The sequence below is a fragment of the Rhizobium sp. SG_E_25_P2 genome, assembly GCF_029892285.1.
GTDB lineage: Bacteria > Pseudomonadota > Alphaproteobacteria > Rhizobiales > Rhizobiaceae > Rhizobium_E.
The window spans coordinates 164,952-185,266 of the sequence record NZ_JARXVM010000004.1; the positions used below are offsets into that span (position 1 = coordinate 164,952).

At 62.6% G+C, this 20,315-nt stretch carries 19 protein-coding genes; 11 read left to right on the forward strand and 8 right to left on the reverse strand.

What is annotated here, in order from left to right; translation table 11 throughout:
- Positions 1–9 precede the first annotated feature (9 nt).
- From M2360_RS08245 to M2360_RS08270, 6 genes are all read left to right on the forward strand, one after another.
- Positions 10–357: a cupin domain-containing protein gene (locus M2360_RS08245; RefSeq protein ID WP_137155513.1), complete on the forward strand. Its 348-nt coding sequence runs from the start codon at positions 10–12 to the stop codon at positions 355–357.
- A gap of 38 nt (positions 358–395) precedes the next feature.
- Positions 396–1,901 carry an aldehyde dehydrogenase family protein gene (locus tag M2360_RS08250; RefSeq protein WP_280774322.1) on the forward strand — a complete coding sequence of 502 codons (1,506 nt, stop codon included), beginning with the start codon at positions 396–398 and terminating at the stop codon, positions 1,899–1,901.
- 29 nt (positions 1,902–1,930) lie between these two features.
- Positions 1,931–3,118: a saccharopine dehydrogenase NADP-binding domain-containing protein gene (locus M2360_RS08255; RefSeq protein WP_280774323.1), complete on the forward strand. Its 1,188-nt coding sequence runs from the start codon at positions 1,931–1,933 to the stop codon at positions 3,116–3,118.
- A gap of 84 nt (positions 3,119–3,202) precedes the next feature.
- Positions 3,203–5,059 (forward strand): DNA helicase RecQ, encoded by a 1,857-nt coding sequence (gene recQ, locus M2360_RS08260; RefSeq protein ID WP_280774324.1) that lies wholly within the window; start codon positions 3,203–3,205, stop codon positions 5,057–5,059.
- Positions 5,060–5,126: 67 nt separating this feature from the next.
- Positions 5,127–6,086, forward strand: coding sequence for a sugar-binding transcriptional regulator (locus M2360_RS08265; RefSeq protein WP_280774325.1), 960 nt, complete (start codon positions 5,127–5,129; stop codon positions 6,084–6,086).
- Positions 6,087–6,152: 66 nt separating this feature from the next.
- On the forward strand, positions 6,153–8,207 hold the full coding sequence (locus M2360_RS08270) for a bifunctional aldolase/short-chain dehydrogenase (protein WP_280774327.1): 2,055 nt from the start codon (positions 6,153–6,155) through the stop codon (positions 8,205–8,207).
- A gap of 9 nt (positions 8,208–8,216) precedes the next feature.
- Here the strand turns inward: M2360_RS08270 and M2360_RS08275 are convergent, their stop codons facing one another.
- The 5 genes from M2360_RS08275 to M2360_RS08295 form a co-directional block, all read right to left on the reverse strand.
- Positions 8,217–8,633: a type II toxin-antitoxin system VapC family toxin gene (locus M2360_RS08275; RefSeq protein ID WP_280774328.1), complete on the reverse strand. Its 417-nt coding sequence runs from the start codon at positions 8,631–8,633 to the stop codon at positions 8,217–8,219.
- A complete protein-coding gene (locus M2360_RS08280) occupies positions 8,633–9,007 on the reverse strand; it encodes a type II toxin-antitoxin system VapB family antitoxin (RefSeq protein ID WP_348529539.1) in 375 nt (124 codons plus the stop codon). Before M2360_RS08280 ends, M2360_RS08275 begins: the two co-directional genes overlap by 1 nt.
- Positions 9,008–9,030: 23 nt before the next feature.
- Entirely contained in the window at positions 9,031–10,080 is a 1,050-nt protein-coding gene (locus M2360_RS08285; RefSeq protein ID WP_280774329.1) for a substrate-binding domain-containing protein, read from the reverse strand.
- 88 nt (positions 10,081–10,168) lie between these two features.
- On the reverse strand, positions 10,169–11,176 hold the full coding sequence (locus tag M2360_RS08290) for an ABC transporter permease (RefSeq protein WP_280774515.1): 1,008 nt from the start codon (positions 11,174–11,176) through the stop codon (positions 10,169–10,171).
- 47 nt (positions 11,177–11,223) lie between these two features.
- Complete coding sequence (locus M2360_RS08295) at positions 11,224–12,732, reverse strand: sugar ABC transporter ATP-binding protein (RefSeq protein WP_280774330.1); 1,509 nt, start codon at positions 12,730–12,732, stop codon at positions 11,224–11,226.
- A gap of 141 nt (positions 12,733–12,873) precedes the next feature.
- Here M2360_RS08295 and mtnK point away from each other — a divergent pair, with 141 nt between their 5' ends.
- The 5 genes from mtnK to M2360_RS08320 are packed head-to-tail and all read left to right on the forward strand — an operon-like array spanning position 12,874 to position 18,290.
- Positions 12,874–14,136 carry an S-methyl-5-thioribose kinase gene (gene mtnK, locus M2360_RS08300; protein ID WP_280774331.1) on the forward strand — a complete coding sequence of 421 codons (1,263 nt, stop codon included), beginning with the start codon at positions 12,874–12,876 and terminating at the stop codon, positions 14,134–14,136.
- Complete coding sequence (gene mtnA / locus M2360_RS08305; RefSeq protein WP_280774333.1) at positions 14,133–15,227, forward strand: S-methyl-5-thioribose-1-phosphate isomerase; 1,095 nt, start codon at positions 14,133–14,135, stop codon at positions 15,225–15,227. The genes mtnK and mtnA overlap by 4 nt, the downstream gene beginning before the upstream one ends.
- 5 nt (positions 15,228–15,232) lie before the next feature.
- Positions 15,233–16,168 carry a transketolase gene (locus M2360_RS08310; RefSeq protein ID WP_280774335.1) on the forward strand — a complete coding sequence of 312 codons (936 nt, stop codon included), beginning with the start codon at positions 15,233–15,235 and terminating at the stop codon, positions 16,166–16,168.
- 2 nt (positions 16,169–16,170) lie between these two features.
- Positions 16,171–17,172 (forward strand): transketolase C-terminal domain-containing protein, encoded by a 1,002-nt coding sequence (locus M2360_RS08315; protein ID WP_280774337.1) that lies wholly within the window; start codon positions 16,171–16,173, stop codon positions 17,170–17,172.
- Positions 17,172–18,290, forward strand: coding sequence for a RuBisCO large subunit C-terminal-like domain-containing protein (locus tag M2360_RS08320; RefSeq protein WP_280774339.1), 1,119 nt, complete (start codon positions 17,172–17,174; stop codon positions 18,288–18,290). Before M2360_RS08315 ends, M2360_RS08320 begins: the two co-directional genes overlap by 1 nt.
- A gap of 53 nt (positions 18,291–18,343) precedes the next feature.
- Here M2360_RS08320 and minE read toward each other — a convergent pair whose 3' ends face one another.
- The 3 genes from minE to minC are packed head-to-tail and all read right to left on the reverse strand — an operon-like array spanning position 18,344 to position 20,229.
- Positions 18,344–18,616: a cell division topological specificity factor MinE gene (minE, locus tag M2360_RS08325; protein WP_280774340.1), complete on the reverse strand. Its 273-nt coding sequence runs from the start codon at positions 18,614–18,616 to the stop codon at positions 18,344–18,346.
- Positions 18,613–19,428: a septum site-determining protein MinD gene (minD, locus tag M2360_RS08330; RefSeq protein WP_280774342.1), complete on the reverse strand. Its 816-nt coding sequence runs from the start codon at positions 19,426–19,428 to the stop codon at positions 18,613–18,615. The genes minE and minD overlap by 4 nt, the downstream gene beginning before the upstream one ends.
- A 30-nt stretch (positions 19,429–19,458) precedes the next feature.
- Positions 19,459–20,229, reverse strand: coding sequence for a septum site-determining protein MinC (gene minC / locus M2360_RS08335; RefSeq protein WP_280774517.1), 771 nt, complete (start codon positions 20,227–20,229; stop codon positions 19,459–19,461).
- Positions 20,230–20,315: the final 86 nt, after the last annotated feature.

Sequence of the window (20,315 nt, forward strand, 5' to 3'; positions counted from 1 at the left end):
GGAATAGACATGACCTCCGCACCCCTTATGTACAAGCCGCTCGAACAGGACAACCTGGTCGATTGGGGCACGATCCCCACCATGATCGAAGGCGTCAGCCACGTCTCCGGCAAGCTCATTCACAAGGGCCCGAACGGCGAAAGCGAATGCGGCTTGTGGATCTGCACGCCCGGCAAATGGGAATGCCATGTGACGCGCGACGAATTCTGCCACTTCCTCGAGGGACGTTCGACCTATGTGCATGAAAGCGGCGAGGTGATCGAAATCACCCCTGATACCGCCGCCTTCTTCCCCAAGGATTGGAAGGGCGTCTGCACCGTCCATGAGACGATCAAGAAAGTCTACATGATCCGCTGAGCAAGCGGGACGGCCTTAACGGCCAGTCAGGACCAGATATGCAGGACTTATTGAAACCCGTCCATTTCGTGGACGGCGGCTACCGGCCGAGCCTGGGCGCCCGCGCCGATGTGATCGACCCGGCGACGCTTGCCGTGGTCGGCGCGTTTGCCGAAACCACAGACGCCGAGCTCGACGCAGCGCTGGCGCTTGCGACCGCCGCGCAAAAGAGCTGGGCGAAGATTGACGCCAAGACGCGCGCCGCGATCCTGCACCGGATCGCCAACCGCATCGAGACGACCGATATGCGCCGCTGCGCCGAGGTGATGTCGCGGGAAATGGGCAAGCCCTATCCCGAGGCGATCGGCGAAGTCGCCAATTGCGCCGGCGCCTTCCGCTATTTCGCCGAGATCGCCAGAGACGAAGCGGGCAAGGTGGCGGGAACGACGCAGACCGGCTCGTTTCAATATGCGCGCTACGAGCCGCTGGGCGTCTCCGTTCACATCATGCCCTTCAACTTCCCGATCCTGTTGATGTGCTGGACGGTCGCCGCCTCGCTCGCCTCGGGCAATGCTTGCATCATCAAGCCCGCGCCGGCGACGACGCTGTCGACATTGATTTTCATGGAGGTCTTCGCCGATCTGCCAGCCGGCCTGATCGCCTGCCTGCCGGGCGGCGCGGAGATTGCCAAGGCGCTGGTTGCGTCGAAGAAGACGCATGCCGTCGCCTTCACCGGTTCGGCGGAGGCGGGCAGGGCGGTGGCCATGGCCGCCGCTGGCGCAATGAAGCCTGCGGTGATCGAGGGCGGCGGCTCGGATCCGATGATCATCACCGCGCATGCGCCGCTCGATGTCGCCGCCGCCGGCGCGGTCACGGCCGCTTTCCACATGTCGGGCCAGGTCTGCACCTCGGCCGAGCGCTTCTTCGTTGTCGACGCCGTGCATGACGCCTTCATCGAGCAATTCGTCGCCGAGACCCGCCGGTTGCGGATCGGCAACGGCCTCGACAAGGCAGAGATCGGCCCTCTCGTCTCCAAGGCGGCGCGCGACAAGGTGATCCGTCTGGTCGAGGACGCCAAATCCAAGGGCGCAACGGCTGTTATCGGCGGCAAGATCCCCGAGGACCAGCCGGTGGGCTGGTTCTATGAGCCGACCATCCTGACCGGCTGCACGCCCGACATGGCGATCATGCAGGAGGAATGCTTCGGCCCGGTCGCGGCCGTGATGCGCGTGCAGGATTTCGACGAGGCTATAACCCGCGCCAATGACAGCGAATTCGGTCTCGGCGCATCGGTGTTCACCACCTCGCTCGAAGAGGCGATGGAGGCGGCCGAACGGCTGGAGGCCGGCATGGTCTGGGTCAACAATCCGTTGATCGACAATGACGCGCTGCCCTTCGGCGGCTGGAAGCGCTCGGGCCTGGGACGGGAACTCTCACGGCTTGGCCTAGACGCCTTCCGGCGCTCCAAGATGGTCATCATCGACCACAAGCCAGTGCGTCAGGGCTGGTGGTATCCCTATCCCGACGACTGGTTCTACGAGACGGGCGGCCGCAAGCACGTCTGACACAACGACATTTCAGCAGGAACGACATCATGATCATCAGCCTTCTCGGCGGCGCCGGCCTTATGGGCGCGGGCATCGTGCGCGACCTTCTTTCCGATCGCGCCATCATCGACATCAAGACCGTCCGAATCTGCGACGCGCAACGCGAGCGGATGGAGGCGCTGAAAGCCGAACTCGACGACATCAGGATCGAGCTTTTCGATCTCGACGTCACCAAGCCGGATGCGCTGGCCAGCGCTGTGGCTGGCGCCGATCTCTGCATCAACTGCGTGCCGACCCTGCTAGGCCACCAGATGACCATCTTCGAAGCCGCGCTGGCGGCCAAGGTCGCCTATATGGATCTCGGGGGCTTGGGCACCTACACCGTCAAGCAGATCGCCGAGCATGAGCGCTTCAAGGCGGCCGGCGTGACGGCGGTGGTCGGCTGCGGCGCCGATCCCGGCATGTCCAACGTCATCTGCCGCGCCGTCGCCGACGAACTCGACGAGATCGACACGATCAATCTCTATTGGGCGGCGGAACTGGTCGGCGAGGAGAACCCGGTTCTCGTGCCGCCCTATAGCGTCTCGACGGTGCTGGCCGAATACGCCCATGAAAGCACGCAGTTCTATGACGGCAAGCATGTGACCTGCCCGCCGATGAGCGGCTCTGAATATCTCGACCTTCCCGAGCCCTGGGGCCGGTGCGAATTCATGCATTCGCCGCATTCCGAACAGCTCACCGTGCCCTTGGCCGACGGCATTCGCGAAAAGGGTATCAAGGAATTTTCTTGGAAGCTGCATCTGCCGCATCGCGAGCATGAAGCCTGGGTCGGCCTCGTCAAAGCCGGTTTCGGCGATTTCGACGATCCGGTCGAGGTTGGCGGCGTCAAGGTGCGTCCGCTCGACGTGCTCAACAAGGTCATCGAGCGCAATATCAAGAAGAACGCCGCCCGTATGCCGGAGCAGGAAAGCCACGAAATCCATTTCGCCATCGGCCGTGGCCGCAAGGATGGCGTCGCGCGCACGGTGACCGTCGAAGTCGTGGTCAAGCCGGATGCGATGTATGCGCCCTATGTCGACGCCTGCACCTCGATGAACGGTTCGATCGCCGCGCAACTGATCCTCGCCAATCCGAAAAAGCCGGGCGTCTGGGCGCCGGAAGCCTATTTCGACATCCCGCCCTATTTCGTTGAATTGGAGAAGCGCAAGTTCATACTGTCGACGCGGGTTGAATAGGCGCGTTGCGTCCGGGGCCGGCAATCGCCTATGTGACGTCTACGCCATGACGGCGCGACAGGCGATTCCCGGTCAGGATGCTCGATGCACGAAAATAGAAGCACGGACAGGCTTTTTAGCGATCAAGGCCAGCGCAACCCGCTCTCGGTCCTGAAGGAAATCTACGGCTATCCTGCCTTTCGCGGCAAGCAGGCTGATGTCATCGAGACTGTCACCGCCGGCGGCGACGCCGTCGTGCTGTTTCCGACAGGGGCGGGCAAGTCACTCTGCTTTCAGATCCCGGCGCTGTGCCGCCCCGGTCTTGGCGTGGTGGTCTCGCCGCTGATCGCCTTGATGCGCGATCAGGTCGAGGCGCTCAAGCAGTTGGGCGTCCGCGCGGCCGCGCTGAATTCGGCCATGAGCCGCGAGGATTACCTTGACACTCGCCGCGCCATATCGCGCGGCGAACTGGATCTTCTCTATGTGACGCCGGAGCGCATCGTCACGCCGGCCTTCAAGGAACTGGTCGGGTCGTCCAAAATTTCGCTTTTTGCCATCGATGAGGCGCATTGCGTGTCGCAATGGGGCCATGACTTCCGGCCGGAATATCGCGAGCTCGGTAAGCTCGGTGAAGACTATCCTGGCGTGCCCAGAGTGGCGCTGACTGCCACCGCCGATCCGCATACCCGCGAGGACATCATCCGCGGCCTCGGCCTTGAGGGCGCGGAGGTCTTCACCACCTCGTTCGACCGCCCGAACATCTCTTATGAAATCGTCGAGCGCGACCAGCCGCGCCAGCAATTGCTGCAGTTCCTGTCGCGTCACAAGGGATCGAGCGGCATCGTCTATTGCTTGTCCCGCGCCAAGGTGGAAGACACCGCCGAATGGCTTGATGGTCAGGGCATCCGGGCGCTCGCTTACCACGCTGGCATGGACAGGGCTGTTCGCGACGCGCATCAGGACGCCTTTCTCAAGGAGGAAGATCTCTGCCTCGTCGCCACGGTCGCCTTCGGCATGGGCATCGACAAGCCGAATGTGCGCTATGTCGCCCATCTCGACCTGCCGGGCTCGGTCGAGGCCTATTATCAGGAAACGGGCCGCGCGGGTCGCGACGGTCTGCCGTCCGACGTCTGGATGGCTTACGGCATGGCCGATGTCATCCAGCGCGGCCGCATGATCGATGAAGGCGGGGCAAGCGACGAGATCAAGCGCATCGAGCGCGGCAAGCTCAATGCGCTGCTCGCCATCTGCGAAACGGCAGGATGCCGGCGCCAGGCGATCCTCAATCATTTCGGCGAAGCCCATGCCGGCGGTTGCGGCAATTGCGACACCTGCTTGAAACCGGTCGACACCTGGGACGGCACCGAGGCCGCCATCAAGGCGCTGGCCGCCGTCTATCGTACCGGCGAGCGTTTTGGCGTCGGCCATCTCATCGACGTGCTCTTGGGCGTCGTCAATGAGAAAACTCAACGCTTCGGCCATGTCGACATGCCGGTGTTTGGCGTTGGCAAGGACATCGCGGCCAAGACCTGGCAATCGGTCTATCGGCAGCTGCTCGCGGCCGGCTATGTCGGCGTCGATCACAGCGCTTTCGGCGCGATCAAGCTCGACGAGCGGGCGCGCGCGGTGTTTCGCAAGGAAGAAACAGTGCGCTTCCGCGTCGACCGTCCCACCAAGGGCAAGGCGGCGCGCAAGGCGTCAGCCAGTTCCAGCCAGGCCCGCTCGTCGCTTGATGTCGCTGATGGCGAGCTGTTCGAGGCGCTGAGGGCCGCGCGCAGCGCCATTGCCAGGGAGCTCGCTATCCCGCCTTATCTCGTCTTTCCAGACACGACGCTCGTGGCGCTCGCCACCGACCGACCTGATACGCCCGAAGCCATGCTGGCTATCTCCGGCGTCGGCCAATCCAAGCTGGAAAAGTATGGCGAGGCCTTTCTGGCGGTGATTGCAGAGCATCAAAGATAGGTCTTTGACTTTTGTCAGCGTTCGTGAATAATGTCAGAAACGCTGCGCAAAGGGAGATGCGAGGGACATGCGGTCCACAGACCAGATCATGCACAAGGCCGCCTGGCTTTATTACATGCACGGGCTCCGGCAGGACGAGGTCGCCAAGCAGCTCAATATTTCTCGCGCCTCGATCGCCACCTATCTCAGGCGCGCCCGCGAGATCGGCATCGTCAATATCTCCACGTCGACGCAGCTGTTCTCTGATGACGTTCTGGCGCGCAAGCTCGAAGACGCGCTGAGCCTGGAGACCGTCTGGATCGTGCCGGAGGACCGGTTGGCCATCGATCCGGCGGCGGAAATGCCTGTTGTGGCGGCCGCCGTCTTTCTCGAACTGATCAACAAGGGCGACCGGATCGGCGTGGCCTGGGGCCGGACGGTCTATCATCTCGCCGATGTCATGCCCTATGCCGATCTCCAAGGCGTCACCGTCGTGCAACTCTGCGGCAATCTCGGCGCGCCCTATAATTACCGTCCCGACCAGTGCACGACAGAAATCGGCCGGCGGCTCAATGCTGAAGGCATCAATCTCTATGCGCCGCTGGTGCTGAGTTCCGAGCGCCTGGCGAGCGATCTGCGCAACGAGCCTGTCATCCGCGAACAGCTCGCCTCGATCGCCGACTGTCAGCTGGTGCTCTATTCGGTCGGCGGCATCGAAAGCGACAGCCATCTGGTGCGCTGCGGCGCACTGACGCCAGAGGAAATGCAGGCTCTAGGAGAGGGCGGCGCGGGAGGGGTCATCGCCGGCCAGGTCATCGATCATGAGGGCCGCTGGCTCGACTGTCCGCACAATCGCCGCTGCATTTCGGCGGATCTGGAGATCATCAAGACGATCCCCAAGCGGATGATGGTGGTGGAGGAGGATTCCAAATTCCAGCCGCTGGTGGCCGCCATCAAGGGCGGCTTCGTCTCGCATCTCGTGGTGACGCATTCCATGGCGATGCGGCTTCTGGCCCGCTGGGAGGCTGAGGGACCACAGCGCAGCTGAGAGCTAGGCAATTAGAATTCTCCGCCCGGCCCGGATGCCGGGCGGAATCATGTTGAGGAGGAAACTATGGACAATCTCTGGAACGACCAGGACGCCGAGCGCATGGTCGAAACCTATGCGCCCAAGGGCGTCAATCGCGATCTCGCGCTGCGCACCTATACGACGCGACTTCTCGGCGGCGTGCCGAAACTCGTTCTGCATGGCGGCGGCAATACGTCGGTCAAGACCACCGTCACCGATCTGGTCGGCGATGAATGGGACGTGCTCTGCGTCAAGGGCAGCGGCTGGGACATGGGAGTCATCGAGCCCGCTGGCCTGCCGGCGGTCAAGATCGCGCCGCTGCTCAAGGCCCGCAAGCTCGATCGTCTGTCAGACGAAGACATGGTGACGCTGCAGCGCGCCAATCTCATCGATCCATCCTCGCCCAATCCCTCGGTGGAAGCGCTTCTGCACGCCTTCATTCCGCATAAATTCGTCGATCACACCCATTCCACCGGCGTGCTCGCGATTGCAGATCTCTCCGACAGCATGGCGCGCAGCAAGGAACTCTATGGCGACAAGATGGGCTATGTGCCCTATGTCATGCCGGGCTTCGCGCTCGCCAAACTGGCCGCCGAAGTCTATGACCGGAATCCAGACGTCGAGGGGCTGATCCTCGACAAGCATGGCATCTTCACCTTCGGCGCGACTGCGAAGGAAGCCTATGACCGGATGATCCACTATGTGAGCATGGCCGAGGACTATGTCCGCGCCCATGGCCGCAACCCCTTCACGCCTGTGACGCTGCCGAGCGCGCTCGCCAAGCCCGAGGATATCGCGCCGATGCTGCGCGGAGCCGTCGCCGTGCCCAAGGGCGAGGGCCGTTTCGACCGCATGGTCAGCGCGTTCCGCACCTCTCCCGACATCCTCGCTTTCGTCAACGCGGCCGAGGTCGAAGACATGGCGCGACGCGGCGTGTCGACGCCGGATCTCTCCATCCGCATCAAGACCGGACCGGTGGTGCTGGCCGCGCCCGAAGCCGGCAAGCTCGACGCCTACAAGTCCGACATCGCCGCCCGCGTTGCCGGCTTCATCGAGGATTACACCAATTATTTCAAGGCCAATGACGGCCGCGACGGCGTCAAGAAGATCATGCTCGATCCCATGCCGCGCCTGACGCTGGTTCCCGGTCTCGGCCTGTTCGGCCATGGCCGCACGCTGAAGGACGCGAAGATCGCCGCAGATGTCGCGGAAACCTGGATCGAGACCGCCCGCGACGCCGAATCCATCGGCCGTTTCGAGCCTGTCAGCAAGCCTGACCTCTTCGATCTCGAATATTGGTCTCTGGAACAGGCCAAGCTCGCCGGCGCCAAGCCGAAGCCGTTCACCGGTCAGGTGGCGCTGGTCACCGGCGGCGCGGGCGCGATCGGCGCGGCTGTCGCCAAGGCCTTCGCCCGCGAAGGCGCCCATGTCGTGGTGCTCGATCTCGATGGCGCCAAGGCTGCGGATGCGGCCAAGGCGGCCGGCAATATGTCGATCGGCGTCGCCTGCGACGTCACCGACCCGGCGTCGGTTCGCGCCGCTTTCGATAAGGCTGTCGCGACCTATGGCGGCGTCGATATCGTGATATCCAATGCCGGCGCGGCCTGGGAGAGCCCGATCGCCACCATGGACGATGCACTGCTGCGCAAGAGTTTCGAACTCAACTTCTTCGCTCATCAGACCGTGGCGCAGAATGCTGTGCGCATCATGAAGGAGCAGGGCACGGGCGGCGCGCTTCTGTTCAACGCCAGCAAGCAGGCAATCAATCCGGGCGCAAAATTCGGCGCTTACGGTCTGGCCAAGGCGGCGACCTTGTTCCTGTCGCGGCAATATGCGCTGGAGCATGGCGCTGCCGGCATCCGCGTCAACGCGGTGAATGCCGACCGGATCCGCTCCGGCCTGCTCAACGACGATATGATCGCCAACCGCGCCGCAGCCCGCGGCCTGTCCGTCAAGGATTACATGGGCGGCAATCTGCTCGGCCTCGAAGTGACCGCCGAGGATGTCGCCCAGGCCTTCGTCCACCATGCCCTGGCGGAGCGGACAACGGCCGATGTCACGACCGTGGATGGCGGGAATATTGCCGCGATCCTGAGGTAACCGGCTCCGTTAGCCCAGATCAGTATGTATGAAATCGTTCCCCTTGTAGAGGAGGGGAACGCGTTCAGCCTTTGCGCATGCATAGCTGAAACAGTCGCCAAGATTTAGGCTTGCGCGATGGCCGACTACTTTGCCGTACACACGAGCAGCCATCAAGGCAAGCACGCCAATCTCGGTTGTGATACCAACTTCCCGAACGCCAATTTCAACGAGCATTCCATTCACGAGCATTTCAGCTTCACCAAGGGCTTGCCCTCGGTTGTTGGCGTATGAGTCTGGACTTCGAGCAAAAGCAAGAACGGCTTCAAATTTTGAGAGTGGAGAAACCAAAAACTCCCCAGAGCACTCGTCCATGCGATCCGCAATGGCTTTCCACCCCGGCTCCCGCGCAAGAAGCGCAACGATGACCGAAGCGTCCAAGAACATTAGATGTCACCCCACATCTCGTCGAAGAACGCCTTCATATCAAAATTCGGATCACGGGGCCCCATCTTCGCTGCCAGCGCTTGCGACGCAGCGAGCCGTTCGCGCATCGGCCTCTTTTCGCTGACGCGCCTCAGTTCATTTTCAAGCGCTTGCTTGACGGCATCCTTCTTGGTCGGCGCGTTGGTCACCTTTTGAAGCTCGCTTGCCAAAGCATCGACTGTCTCGTCGCGAATGAATAGAGCCATGAAGAGCCCTCCAGATATCTCTCTTCTCATAGCAGATAGATGGGCGTGGTAAAATGCCTCGCTCAGAGATGAGCCGCCCAAGCTCTCAAAAGCAAAAAAGCCCAGCCGGGGCGAACCGGCTGGGCTCATTTTACATGCCGTCGAACTTAAACTTACTTCGCGTTCGGGTTCGGCATCCAGGCGGGCATTACGACATCGGCATGGGCGAACTGCGGCAATTTCGCGCCGAGTTCCTCGACATTCTTGATGTCCTTGTCGAGCAGATCCTTCTGGGTGATCAGCGTCGGCGGAACGATGACGCTTTTGCCGGGGTCTTCGCCGGTGAGCATCATGGCCAGCGCGCGGACCGATACCTGGCCGACGACTGCGGGATTGGTGGCGGCGGTGGCGGCCCAGGCGGAGCCCGGTTCGCGCATCGCGGCGATGTCGGAGGTCGAGATGTCGGCGGAATAGATCTTCACGCTGGAGGACATGCCGGCTTCGTCGACGGCGATCTTCACGCCCTTGGCGAATTCGTCATAGGGCGCGAACATCACGGTGATGTCGGGATTGGCCGAAATGACCGAACGCGCCTGGTTGGCGACGGAGTTGGCGATCGGATTGTCGAGCGTACCGAACATCGCCTTTTCCTTGATGCCCGGATATTTCGCCTTGAACTCTTTCCAGGTTTCGTCGCGGCGGTCGAGCGGCGCGATGCCGGCGACATAGACATAGCCGGCGTTGAAGCTCTCGCCATTGTCCTTGATCGCCTGTTCAAGGGCGAGACGGGCGAGGTCGCGGTCGGACTGTTCGATCTGCGGGATCTTGTCGTTTTCGACATTGACGTCAAAAGCCACGACCTTGATGCCGGCGGCCACTGCGCGCTGGGCGGCTTCCTTCATGGATTCGGTCAGGCCGTGCTGGATGATGATGCCCTGCACGCCCATGGCGATGGCCTGGTCGACCATGTCAGCTTGGAGTGCGGCGTCCTGACGGCTGTCGAGCACGCGCAGGTCGATGCCGAGCGCCTTGGACTGGGCTTCCACGCCCGCCAGATAGGACTGGAAGAAATCGCCGGTCGAGAGATAGCGGACCAGCGCGATCTTGGCGCCGGGCTTGTCGAACGGGGCGGGCATATCGGCTGCGAGTGCCGCGCCTCCCAACGCGGCGGCGCCGATGACGCCGAGGGTGAGTTTTCCGAGCAGTCTGCGGGTGATCGTCATAGGGCTCCTCCACTTATTGACGGTCTGGTGTCTGTTCTTGCGCCTGCCGTCGGATAAAAGTCCTGCGGCAGGCGATGGTCCGGGCCGGTCACCGCTTGCGGTGCGACAGCGCGAAGGTGAAGACGAGAGCGACGACGAGCACGCCGCCCTTGACGAAATCCTGGGTGTAATAGGGCGCGTTCATCATCGTCAGGCCCTGCAAGAGCACGCCGACAAACAATGCGCCGATTGCTGTGCCGAAGGCGTTGGGCTTGGCCGCGCCGAGCACCGCGAAACCGATCAGCGCCGCCGCGACCGCATCCAGCAAAAGATTGTTGCCCGAGGCGATGTCGCCGCGTCCCAGGCGGGCGGCAAGCAGGATGCCGCCGATCGAGGCGAAGACGCCGGAGATGACATAGGCGCTGATCTTGTAGGCGTTGACCGGCGCGCCGGCGAGCGAGGCAGCGCGCTCATTCGAGCCGACGGCGTACATCATGCGGCCGAAGCGGGTGTATTCGAGGAAGAACCAGATGACGATCGCCAGCACGATCAACACCACCACCGACACCGGCAACAGGTTCGGCAGGATGAAATCGAAGCGATGGCGGCCGAGCGCCAGGAAGGCGGGCGAGAACGTGCCGTTCGCCACGGTTCCATCCGGCAGGCTCATGCCGGTGGCGATCGAGCGGCCCTCGGTTGGAATGCGCTGCAGGCCGACCAGCAGGAACATCATGCCGAGCGTCGCCAGGAGATCCGGCACGCGCATATAGACAATCAGCACACTGTTGACGAGGCCGACGGCGACGCCGATCAGAATGCAGACGAGGGTGGCGGTCATCGCATCGCCGCCCATCACCACCATCACATAGGACGAGGCCATCATCGCCGTGGTGGCGACCGAGCCGATCGACAAGTCGAAGCCGCCCACCACCAGCGTGGCGGTGACGCCCAACGCCAGAATGCCGGTGATCGACACCGATTGCAGGATGAAGACGGCGCTTTGCGGCGAAGCGAAGCCGTCGGTCGACACGCAGAAGAACAGGATGAGGCCGAGCAGCAGCACGAGGAAGCCATATTTGATGGCGAGCTCGCGGCCGGTCAGCTTGCGGGCCTGCATCGGCCGGTGGGTGAGGGGGGACGTGACGTTCGTCTGTTCGGTCATGATCAGGCAACCATATGATTTTGGCCCGCGATCTGAGCGAGCAATTTGTCGAGATCGATATCGGCGTTTTGATGTTCGCCGACGATCGTGTGTTCCGACATCACGAGAATGCGGTCGGCGACCTCGAAGGCCTCGTCGAGTTCGGTCAGAAACACGACGGTGGTGCGTCCTTCAGCCGAGGCGCGTAGTTTCGCGCCGATATCACGGCGGGCGGCGATGTCGACGCCCTGGAAGGGCTCGTCGAGGATCAGGAGACGCGAGGCTTGCGACAGCCAGCGTCCGACCATCACCTTCTGCTGATTGCCGCCTGACAAAGTGTTCATTTCGTCGAATTCGTTGCGGCAGACCACGCCCAGTTCGCGGATCTGCCGCTGCGCCATGTCGCGTTCACGGCGCCTGTTGGTGACGCCGAAGGTCGAGATGCGCCGCAGAAACGGCAGGCTGATGTTTTCGTAGATGTTGAAGCCCGGCACGATGCCGTTGTCACCACGATCCTTGGCGATGAGAAACACGCCTTTGTCGATCGCAGCCCGTGTCGATGACGGGTGATAGGCCGCGCCATCCAGGCGCATCTGGCCTGCGAAAGGTCGGCGTGCGCCGAACAGGGTTTCGGCAAGCACCGTCTTGCCGACGCCGACAAGGCCGGTGATCGCCACCACTTCGCCCGCGCCGAAGGATAGCGAGAGAGGCTTCGATGTCGGCGTAATCTGCAAGCTGTCAGCCGTGAAAACGGGCCGCGTCGCCGCGCGCAGCGTGATGTCGCCGGCCGAGACTTTCTTGCCGAGCATGGCGTTGACAGCGCCTTCGTAATCGAGCTCCGGCCCTTCGAAAAGGCCGGCGATGCGGCCGTCGCGCAGGCTGACGATGGTGTCGGCAAGCCGGCGGATGTCGGACATGCGGTGTGAGATGTAGAGGATGGCGACGCCGCGCGCCTTGAGACGCTCGACGAGTTCAAACAGCCGCTCGGCCTCGGCGCTCGACAGCGACGAGGTCGGCTCGTCGAGGATCAGCACTTTCGGTTCATGCGCCATGGCCCGTGCGATCGCCACCATCTGGCGGTCTGCGAGCGAGAGATCGTTGATATTGGCGGAGAGATCGAGCGACAGGCCCATGCGCTCGGCCACAGCCTGGGCTTCGCGCTTCACCCGGCGCGGATTGAAGATCAGCCGCGCGCCGCGACCGTTCAGTCGGTCGAGCGTCAGATTGGTGGCGACGTCGAGATCGGCCACCACGCCGTCATTGATATTCTGATGCACGGTCACGACGCCTGCGCGCATGGCTTCAGCCGGCGTCACCGGCGCATAGCTCGCACCCGCCAGCGACATCGTTCCGCCATCATGGTCGTAGACCCCGCTGACGATACGCACCAGCGTGGATTTTCCGGCGCCATTGGCGCCCATCAAGACCGTCACCGCTCCAGCGCGCAATTCGAGATCGACCCCGCCCAGAACATGGACGCGACCAAACGATTTGCGCAAGCCGGCGATGCGGAACACCGCTTCTTGCACCATGAACTCCTCCCTTGTCCGCACTCTAAAAGCGCATTTAATCAAATGTCAAGGCCATTGACATTTGCTAGCATGGCAATTTAGGAAATGGGGGAGGGCCGGTTTCGCGCAAGGAGGCGCGCCCGGACCCACGGGAGGAAAAGCATGCAAACATTCGAGGCGCTGAACGCCGAGACGCTGCCCGTTCGTCTTGGCTCCTACGCCGTCCTGACCGACCGTATCGGCTCGGCTGCTGATGGCTGGACCGTTCGCGAAGTGGGTGACGGCAATCTCAATCTGGTCTTTATCGTCGAAGGCGCAAAGGGCAGCCTGATCGTCAAGCAGGCGCTGCCTTATGTGCGCTTGGTCGGCGAAAGCTGGCCCTTGCCGCTCAAACGGTCCTATTTCGAATACAACGCGCTGATCCGACAGGCCGAACGCGATCCGGGCATGACCCCGGACGTGCTGTTCTTCGATCGCGAACAGGCGATCATCGTTATGGAGTTCCTGACGCCGCACATCATTCTGCGGCGCGCGCTGATCGAAGGTCAGCAGCTTCCCAAGATCGGCCGCGATCTCGGCCTGTTCCTGGCGCGCACACTGTTTCGCGGCTCTGATCTCGCCATGGAGGCGCGCAAGCGCAAGGAAGACCTGGCGCTGTTCGCCGACAATGTCGAATTATGCGACATCACCGAGAACCTTGTGTTCTCCGATCCCTATTACGAGGCCGTACTCAACCGGCATACGACGCCGCAGCTCGACGGCATCGTGGCCGAACTCCGCGCCGACCGCGATCTCAAGGTCGAGGCGCAGCGGTTGAAACACAAATTCGTCGCCCATGCCGAAACGCTGCTGCATGGTGATCTGCATACCGGCTCGGTGATGGTGACCCCGGACAATACCCGGGTCATCGATCCCGAGTTCGCCTTTTATGGGCCTATGGCCTTTGACGTCGGCATGCTGCTCGCTAATTTCTGGATGAGCTATTTCTCGCAGGCGGGCCATGAAAAGGCCGGTGACCGCGAGGAGATGCGCGCCTATCTGCTCGGCGTCGTTGTCGAGATCTGGGACGTGTTCCGCGCCGAATTCGCTCATCTCTGGCGCACCGAGCGCAAGGGCATCCTGTATCAGGCCGCTCTCTTTGAAAATCGCGGCGATCCGCTCGGGGCCGAACAGGCGCTGGACGAAGTTCTGCACGCAATCTGGGACGACATGCTTGGATTTGCAGGCATCGAGATTCACCGGCGCATTCTCGGCCTGGCGCACAACGCCGATTTTGAAACCATTGAGGATGCGGATCTCCGCGCCCGTTGTGAAACCAAGGCGCTCAAGCTGGGCCGCCACCTCGCCGTCAACAGGCACAGGATCCACGGCCTCGCCGAGATCCATGCGCTCGCCGAACGGCTGGAAAAGGAGATTGTCTCGTGAAAGTCGGAGACCGCCACTACCGCACCATCTGGATGAACGAAGACGGCCGCTCCATCGACGTCATCGACCAGCGCTGGCTGCCGCATGAATTCCGCGTCGTCACGCTGAAGACCGTCGACGATGTCGCCACCGCCATCCGTGATATGTGGATCCGCGGCGCGCCGCTGATCGGCGTCACTGCAGCCTATGGCGTGGCGATCGCGATGAACGAGGACGCCTCGGACGCCGCCCTCGACCAGGTCTGGGAAAAGCTGCACGAGACGCGGCCGACCGCGATCAACCTGCGCTGGGCGCTCGACGCGATGCGCGCTCATTTGAAGGCCTATCCCGAATCCGAACGCGCTGAAGCCGCCTATGCGCGGGCGCATGAGATTGCCGATGAGGACGTTGAGCTCAATCGCTCAATCGGCGCCAATGGGCTGGAACTGATTCGCAGGATCGCCGCCGGGAAGAAGCCGGGCGAGCCGGTCAATATTCTCACCCATTGCAATGCCGGCTGGCTGGCGACCGTCGATTACGGCACGGCGACTGCGCCGATCTATATGGCGGTCGAAGAGGGCATTCCGGTTCACGTCTATGTCGACGAGACCCGGCCCCGCAATCAGGGCGCCCAGCTGACCGCCTGGGAAATGAACGGCCATGGCGTGCCGCATACGCTGATCGTCGACAATGCCGGCGGCCATCTGATGCAGCATGGCCAGGTCGACATGGTGATTGTCGGCACCGACCGCACCACGGCCAATGGCGATGTCTGCAACAAGATCGGCACCTATCTCAAGGCGCTTGCCGCCCGCGACAACGACGTGCCGTTCTACGTGGCGCTGCCGTCGCCGACCATCGACTGGACGGTCAAGGACGGCGTCAAGGAGATCCCCATCGAAGAGCGCAACAGCGACGAAGTGACCTTTGTCCAGGGGCGCGCCGCCGATGGCTCCATCGCCATGGTGCGGATTTCTCCCCAGGGCAGCCCGGCGGCCAATCCGGCCTTCGACGTGACCCCGGCGCGCCTGATCACCGGCCTGATCACCGAACGCGGCGTCGCCCAGGCCTCGCCCGACGGCCTCAAGGCCATGTTCCCCGAACGGAGCTGATAGAGATGACCCTGACCAATCGGCAAAGCACGGAAGATGTGGCGGCGGGTATCCGCAAGCGCGTCTTCTTTCACACCATGCGCAACAATGGCGGCTATCTGAGCCAGGCCTGTTCGGCCGCCGAAAGCCTCGCTTTCCTCTACAATGAAGCGCTCAATCTCGGCGAACCGACGCTTCCGAAAGTGCCGCTGCCCTTTTCCGGCGTGCCCTCGGCAACCAATCCGGACGCCTTCACCGGCGCCGGCTATCACGGTCCTTTCGCTCCCGAATATGACCGCTTCATCATTTCGCCCGCCCATTATGCTCTGGTGATCTATTCGGCTCTCATTCAGATGGGCCGCATGGACGAACATGCGCTCGATCACTTCAATCGCGACGGCAGTTCCGTCGAAATGATCGGCGCCGAGCATAGCCCCGGAATGGAAGTCACCACCGGCTCGCTCGCCCAGGGCCTGTCGATGGCCTCGGGCGTCGCCTGGGCGCGCAAGCGCAGGGGAGAGGCCGGCAAGGTCTGGGTCTATATGTCTGACGGCGAATTCCAGGAAGGGCAAACCTGGGAATGCCTGGCGGCGATGGCCTATCACGGCATCGACAATATCCGTGTCGTCGTCGACGTGAACCGCCAGCAATGCGACGGCGCGATGTCGTCGGTGCTCGATCTCGGCGATCTCGCCGCGCGCGTCGCCTCCTTCGGCGTCACCTGCCGGTCGATCAACGGCCATGATCTCGACGCTTTCCGCGAGGCTGCCGCCAGCGCGGAGCCGGGCAAGCCGCTGATCATTCTCGCCAACACCTCGCCCTATCAGGGCATGGAATTCCTGAAGCGCCGTTTCCCGCGTCTGCACTATGTCCGGTTCAAATCGGCTCAGGAACACCAGGAAATGCAGACCGCCATCGCTGCCGAACTCGGCGTCGATGAAGCCGAAATCGCGAGGGCCTGATCATGGTGGAAATCGTCAATCGTCCCTACGCCAAGGCCTTTGGGGCCTTTGCCTCGGCGCGTCCCGAAATTCTCTGCCTGTCGGCGGACCTCACCTCGTCTTGCGAGGTCGACGGCTTCCGTGACCGGCATCCCGACCAGTTCCTGTCGCTCGGCATGGCAGAGCAGAACATGCTGTCCTTTGCCGGCGGTCTGGCCATGCAGGGTTTCCGGCCCTTCATCCACACCTTTGCGGTGTTCCTCTATCGCCGTCCTTATGACCAGCTGATCAATTCCATCGCTTATTCGAACCGCAAGGTCAGGATGATGGGCTTCCTTCCGGGCATCACCACGCCGGGCGGCATCACCCATCAGGCGATCGAGGATATCTCGGTCATGCGGGCGATCCCCAATATGACCATTCTCGAATGCGGCGACGCCACCGAAGTCGAAACCGTGCTTGAGGTCGCCGACAGTATCGACGGTCCCGTCTATGTCCGCGTGCTGCGCGGCGAGGTGCCACGGCTGTTTTCCACGCCCTTCGTGTTCAACAAGGTCAGGACGTTGAGTGAAGGCGACGACGTGCTGGTGGTCACCGCGGGCGTCTGCACCGAGGAAGCGATGCGCGCGGCCGAACCGCTGAAGGCGCGTGGCGTTGGGGTTCATCACCTGCACGCATCCACCCTGAAGCCCTTCGATCGCGAGGCGATCGTCAAGGCTGCCGCCGGCAAGAAAGGCGTGGTGACGCTCGAGAATCACACGATCAATGGCGGGCTGGGCTCGATGGTTGCGGAAATTCTCGCCGAGGAGGGGATGGGCGTCAAATTGCGCCGGCTCGGACTCAACGACACTTTCGCGCACGGCGCCTCCAAGCCTTACCTCATGAAGAAGTACAAGTTGGACGCCAGCGCGCTGGTCTCGGCCATTTCCGACCTGCTGGGCAGGCCGCTCGACATTGCCGATGCCGAGTTCGAGGCTGTGCGACTTGACGCGGTTCATTCCACCCAGAAGGCGGAGGCGCTCTGATGGCTCGGTTCTCAGTCACCTATTGGGTCGGGGCGCGTGACGAGAGCGAGGCGCGCCAGCGCGCCCTAGACATCGCGCTCGAACAGACCGTCGAGATTCCGCGCGATGCGGTGCCCGCAGGTTATGTCGAGGATGAGATTCTCGGCAAACTCGAAAGGTTGGAGCCGGGGCGTGACGCGCGCGGCGGCTATCTCGCCGAAATCTCCTATAGCGAGGACGATATCGGCGGCGATTTCCTGCAATTGCTCAACATCATCTTCGGCAATTCCTCGATCAAGACCAATATCCGCGTCGAGGACATCACGCTGTCGCCGGGCATTTTGGAGTTATGCTCCGGTCCGCGTTTCGGCATCGAGGGTTTGCGCGCGCGGGCGGGCCTGACTTCAGGGCCGCTTCTGATGTCGGCGATCAAGCCCGTCGGTCTGTCGTCGCGGGAACTGGCGAAAATCGCTCATGATTTCGCGTTGGGCGGTATGGATTACGTCAAGGACGATCACGGTCTCGTCGACCAGAAGACCTCGCCCTTCCTGGAACGGGTCAAGGCCTGCGTCGCCGCCGTGCATGACGCCAACGCCAAGACCGGCGGCAAATGCTCCTTCGTGCCGAACATCACCGGTCCGGCGCGGCAGGTGCTCGACCGCGCCTTTGAGGCCAAGCAAGCCGGCGTCGGCGCCGTCATGCTCGCGCCCGCGCTGGTGGGGTACGACGTGGCGCGAGAACTGGCTGCCGATTCGTCCTTCGGCATTCCCATCGTCTCGCATCCGACTTTCGGCGGTCCGAATGTGCTGACGCCGACGACAGGCTTTTCGCTGCGCTTCTATTACGGGCTGTTGCCGCGCTTGATGGGCTGCGACGCCGTCGTCTATCCCAATTTCGGCGGACGTTTCGGCTTCAGCCTCGAAGAATGCCAGTCGATCGTCGATGGCTGCCGCGCCGAATTCGGCGGCTACAAGTCGATTGCGCCTGCGCCAGGCGGCGGCATGTCGTTGGCTCGCGTCGACGAGATGAAATCCGCCTATGGCGACTATGTCATGTATCTGATCGGCGGCGCGCTAATCCGCGAAAAAGACGGGCTCACCGACGCCTGCCGACGTCTCGTCGACGCTGTCAGGGCCTGAACGACAAAGGCCGGCGCACGAACGCCGGCCTTTCCACGTTGCAGATAATCGGCTCAGGCTGCTTCGAGTTGGGTTTCGAGATGGGCTTCGAGCGGAATTTCCACGTCGATTTCCAGGATCGAGACGAATTCTTCCCGATCCATCGTTACCCGCACCTTGTCGGCGTCGAGCTGCACATGCTTGGCGATCACCGCGAGGATTTCTTCCCGCAGGATTGCGCAGAGATCGGAATTGCCCGTCGCCCGTTCATGGGCGAGCAGGACCTGCAGCCGCTCCCGCGCCTTGGGCGCGGATTGGTTTTTCTTGAACAGGCCGAAAATATTCATGCAGCCCTCCGTGCGAAGATCTTGCCGAACAGTCCGCGCTTTTCGCCCGGGATGGTGACCGGCAGCGTTTCGCCGCAGAGACGGCGCGCCGCTTCGAAATAGGCCTGCGCCGCGGCGCTGCGGGCGTCGGCCAGCGTCACCGGAGCGCCGATATTGGAAGCCCGCAACACATCGGTGCTTTCCGGGATGATGCCGACCAGCGGGATGGAGAGGATTTCCAGCACGTCTTCGACCTTCAGCATGTCGCCGCGCTCGGCGCGTGCGGCGTCATAGCGGGTCAGCAGCAAGTGCTTTTCCATTCGTTCGCCGCGTTCGGCCTTCAGCGTCTTGGAGTCGAGCAGGCCGATGATGCGATCGGAGTCGCGCACCGAAGACACTTCCGGATTGGTGACCACCACGGCAATATCGGCATGGCGCATGGCCAGCGTCGCGCCGCGCTCGATCCCGGCGGGGCTGTCGCAAATGACCCAGTCGAAATAGCGCTTCAGCTCGCCGATCACCCATTCCACGCCTTCGGCGGTGAGATTGTCCTTGTCGCGGGTCTGCGACGCCGGCAGCAGGAAGAGCGTTTCCAGACGCTTGTCGCGGATCAGCGCCTGCGGCAGCTTGGCGTCGCCCTGGATGACGTTGATGAGGTCATAGACCACGCGGCGCTCCGCGCCCATGACCAGATCGAGATTGCGCAACCCGACGTCGAAATCGACGACGACGACCTTCTCATTGCGCTGGGCAAGCGCCGCGCCAAGCGCGGCCGTCGACGTTGTCTTGCCGACCCCGCCTTTGCCTGACGTGACCACAATAACCTTCCCCATCCTACTCTCCTGTTTTCGGCCGGATTCGGCTTAATTGATCTTTTCCGCCATGATGGCGTCGTCTTCGAGCCACAGCTGGACAGGGTGTCCGTGCAGCGTTTCGGGCATGTCGTCCGCCATCTTGTAGACACCGTCGATGGCGATCAGTTCGGCTTCCATCTTGCGACAGAAGATGCGGGCGGCGGCATTGCCGAGAGACCCGGCCAGCGCCCGGCCGCGCAGCGCGCCGTAAATATGGATCGACCCTCCGGCGATCACTTCGGCGCCCGATGCGACCGAGCCGATCACGGTGATGTCGCCTTCCGGAAAGATCACCGACTGGCCCGAGCGCACCGGCTCGCGGATGATCAGGGATTGCAGCTGCGGGCGGCTTTCCATGATCATTTGCTGCGGAGCTTCGGCCGCGGCGTCGCCCGGCTTTTCATCTTCGACTTTTTTAGGCGCCGCCGTGACGGTGGCGGGAACTTCCGAGACGTCTACGTCCGACGAGCCGCGTCCTCCCTTGAGCGCCGGCGGCATGCCGGGTCCGATCAGCGACGGACGCGCGCCTTCGACGCCCATGACGCTGACATTGCGCTTGGATAACTCTTCGAGAAAGGCCGTCAATTGGGCGCGGTCGATATCAAGGCCGGCGAGATCCAGCACAACGGGGCGGCCGAGGAAAAATCCGGCCGAACGCGACGCGAGATCGTCCAGCCGTCCCAGCCAGTCCTCGAAGGGAAGGTCGGGCGACAGCACGACGGCCAGAAAGGACCGGCCCTTGATGCGGATCGAGCGAGCGTCTGTTAGCACTTTGATAATCTGTGTTAAGAATTCGTTGACATGGAGTAACGTCCGTTAGGTTAACAAATGGTTAACGCGGCTTGCCCGAGCCTTGCGACCAGGCT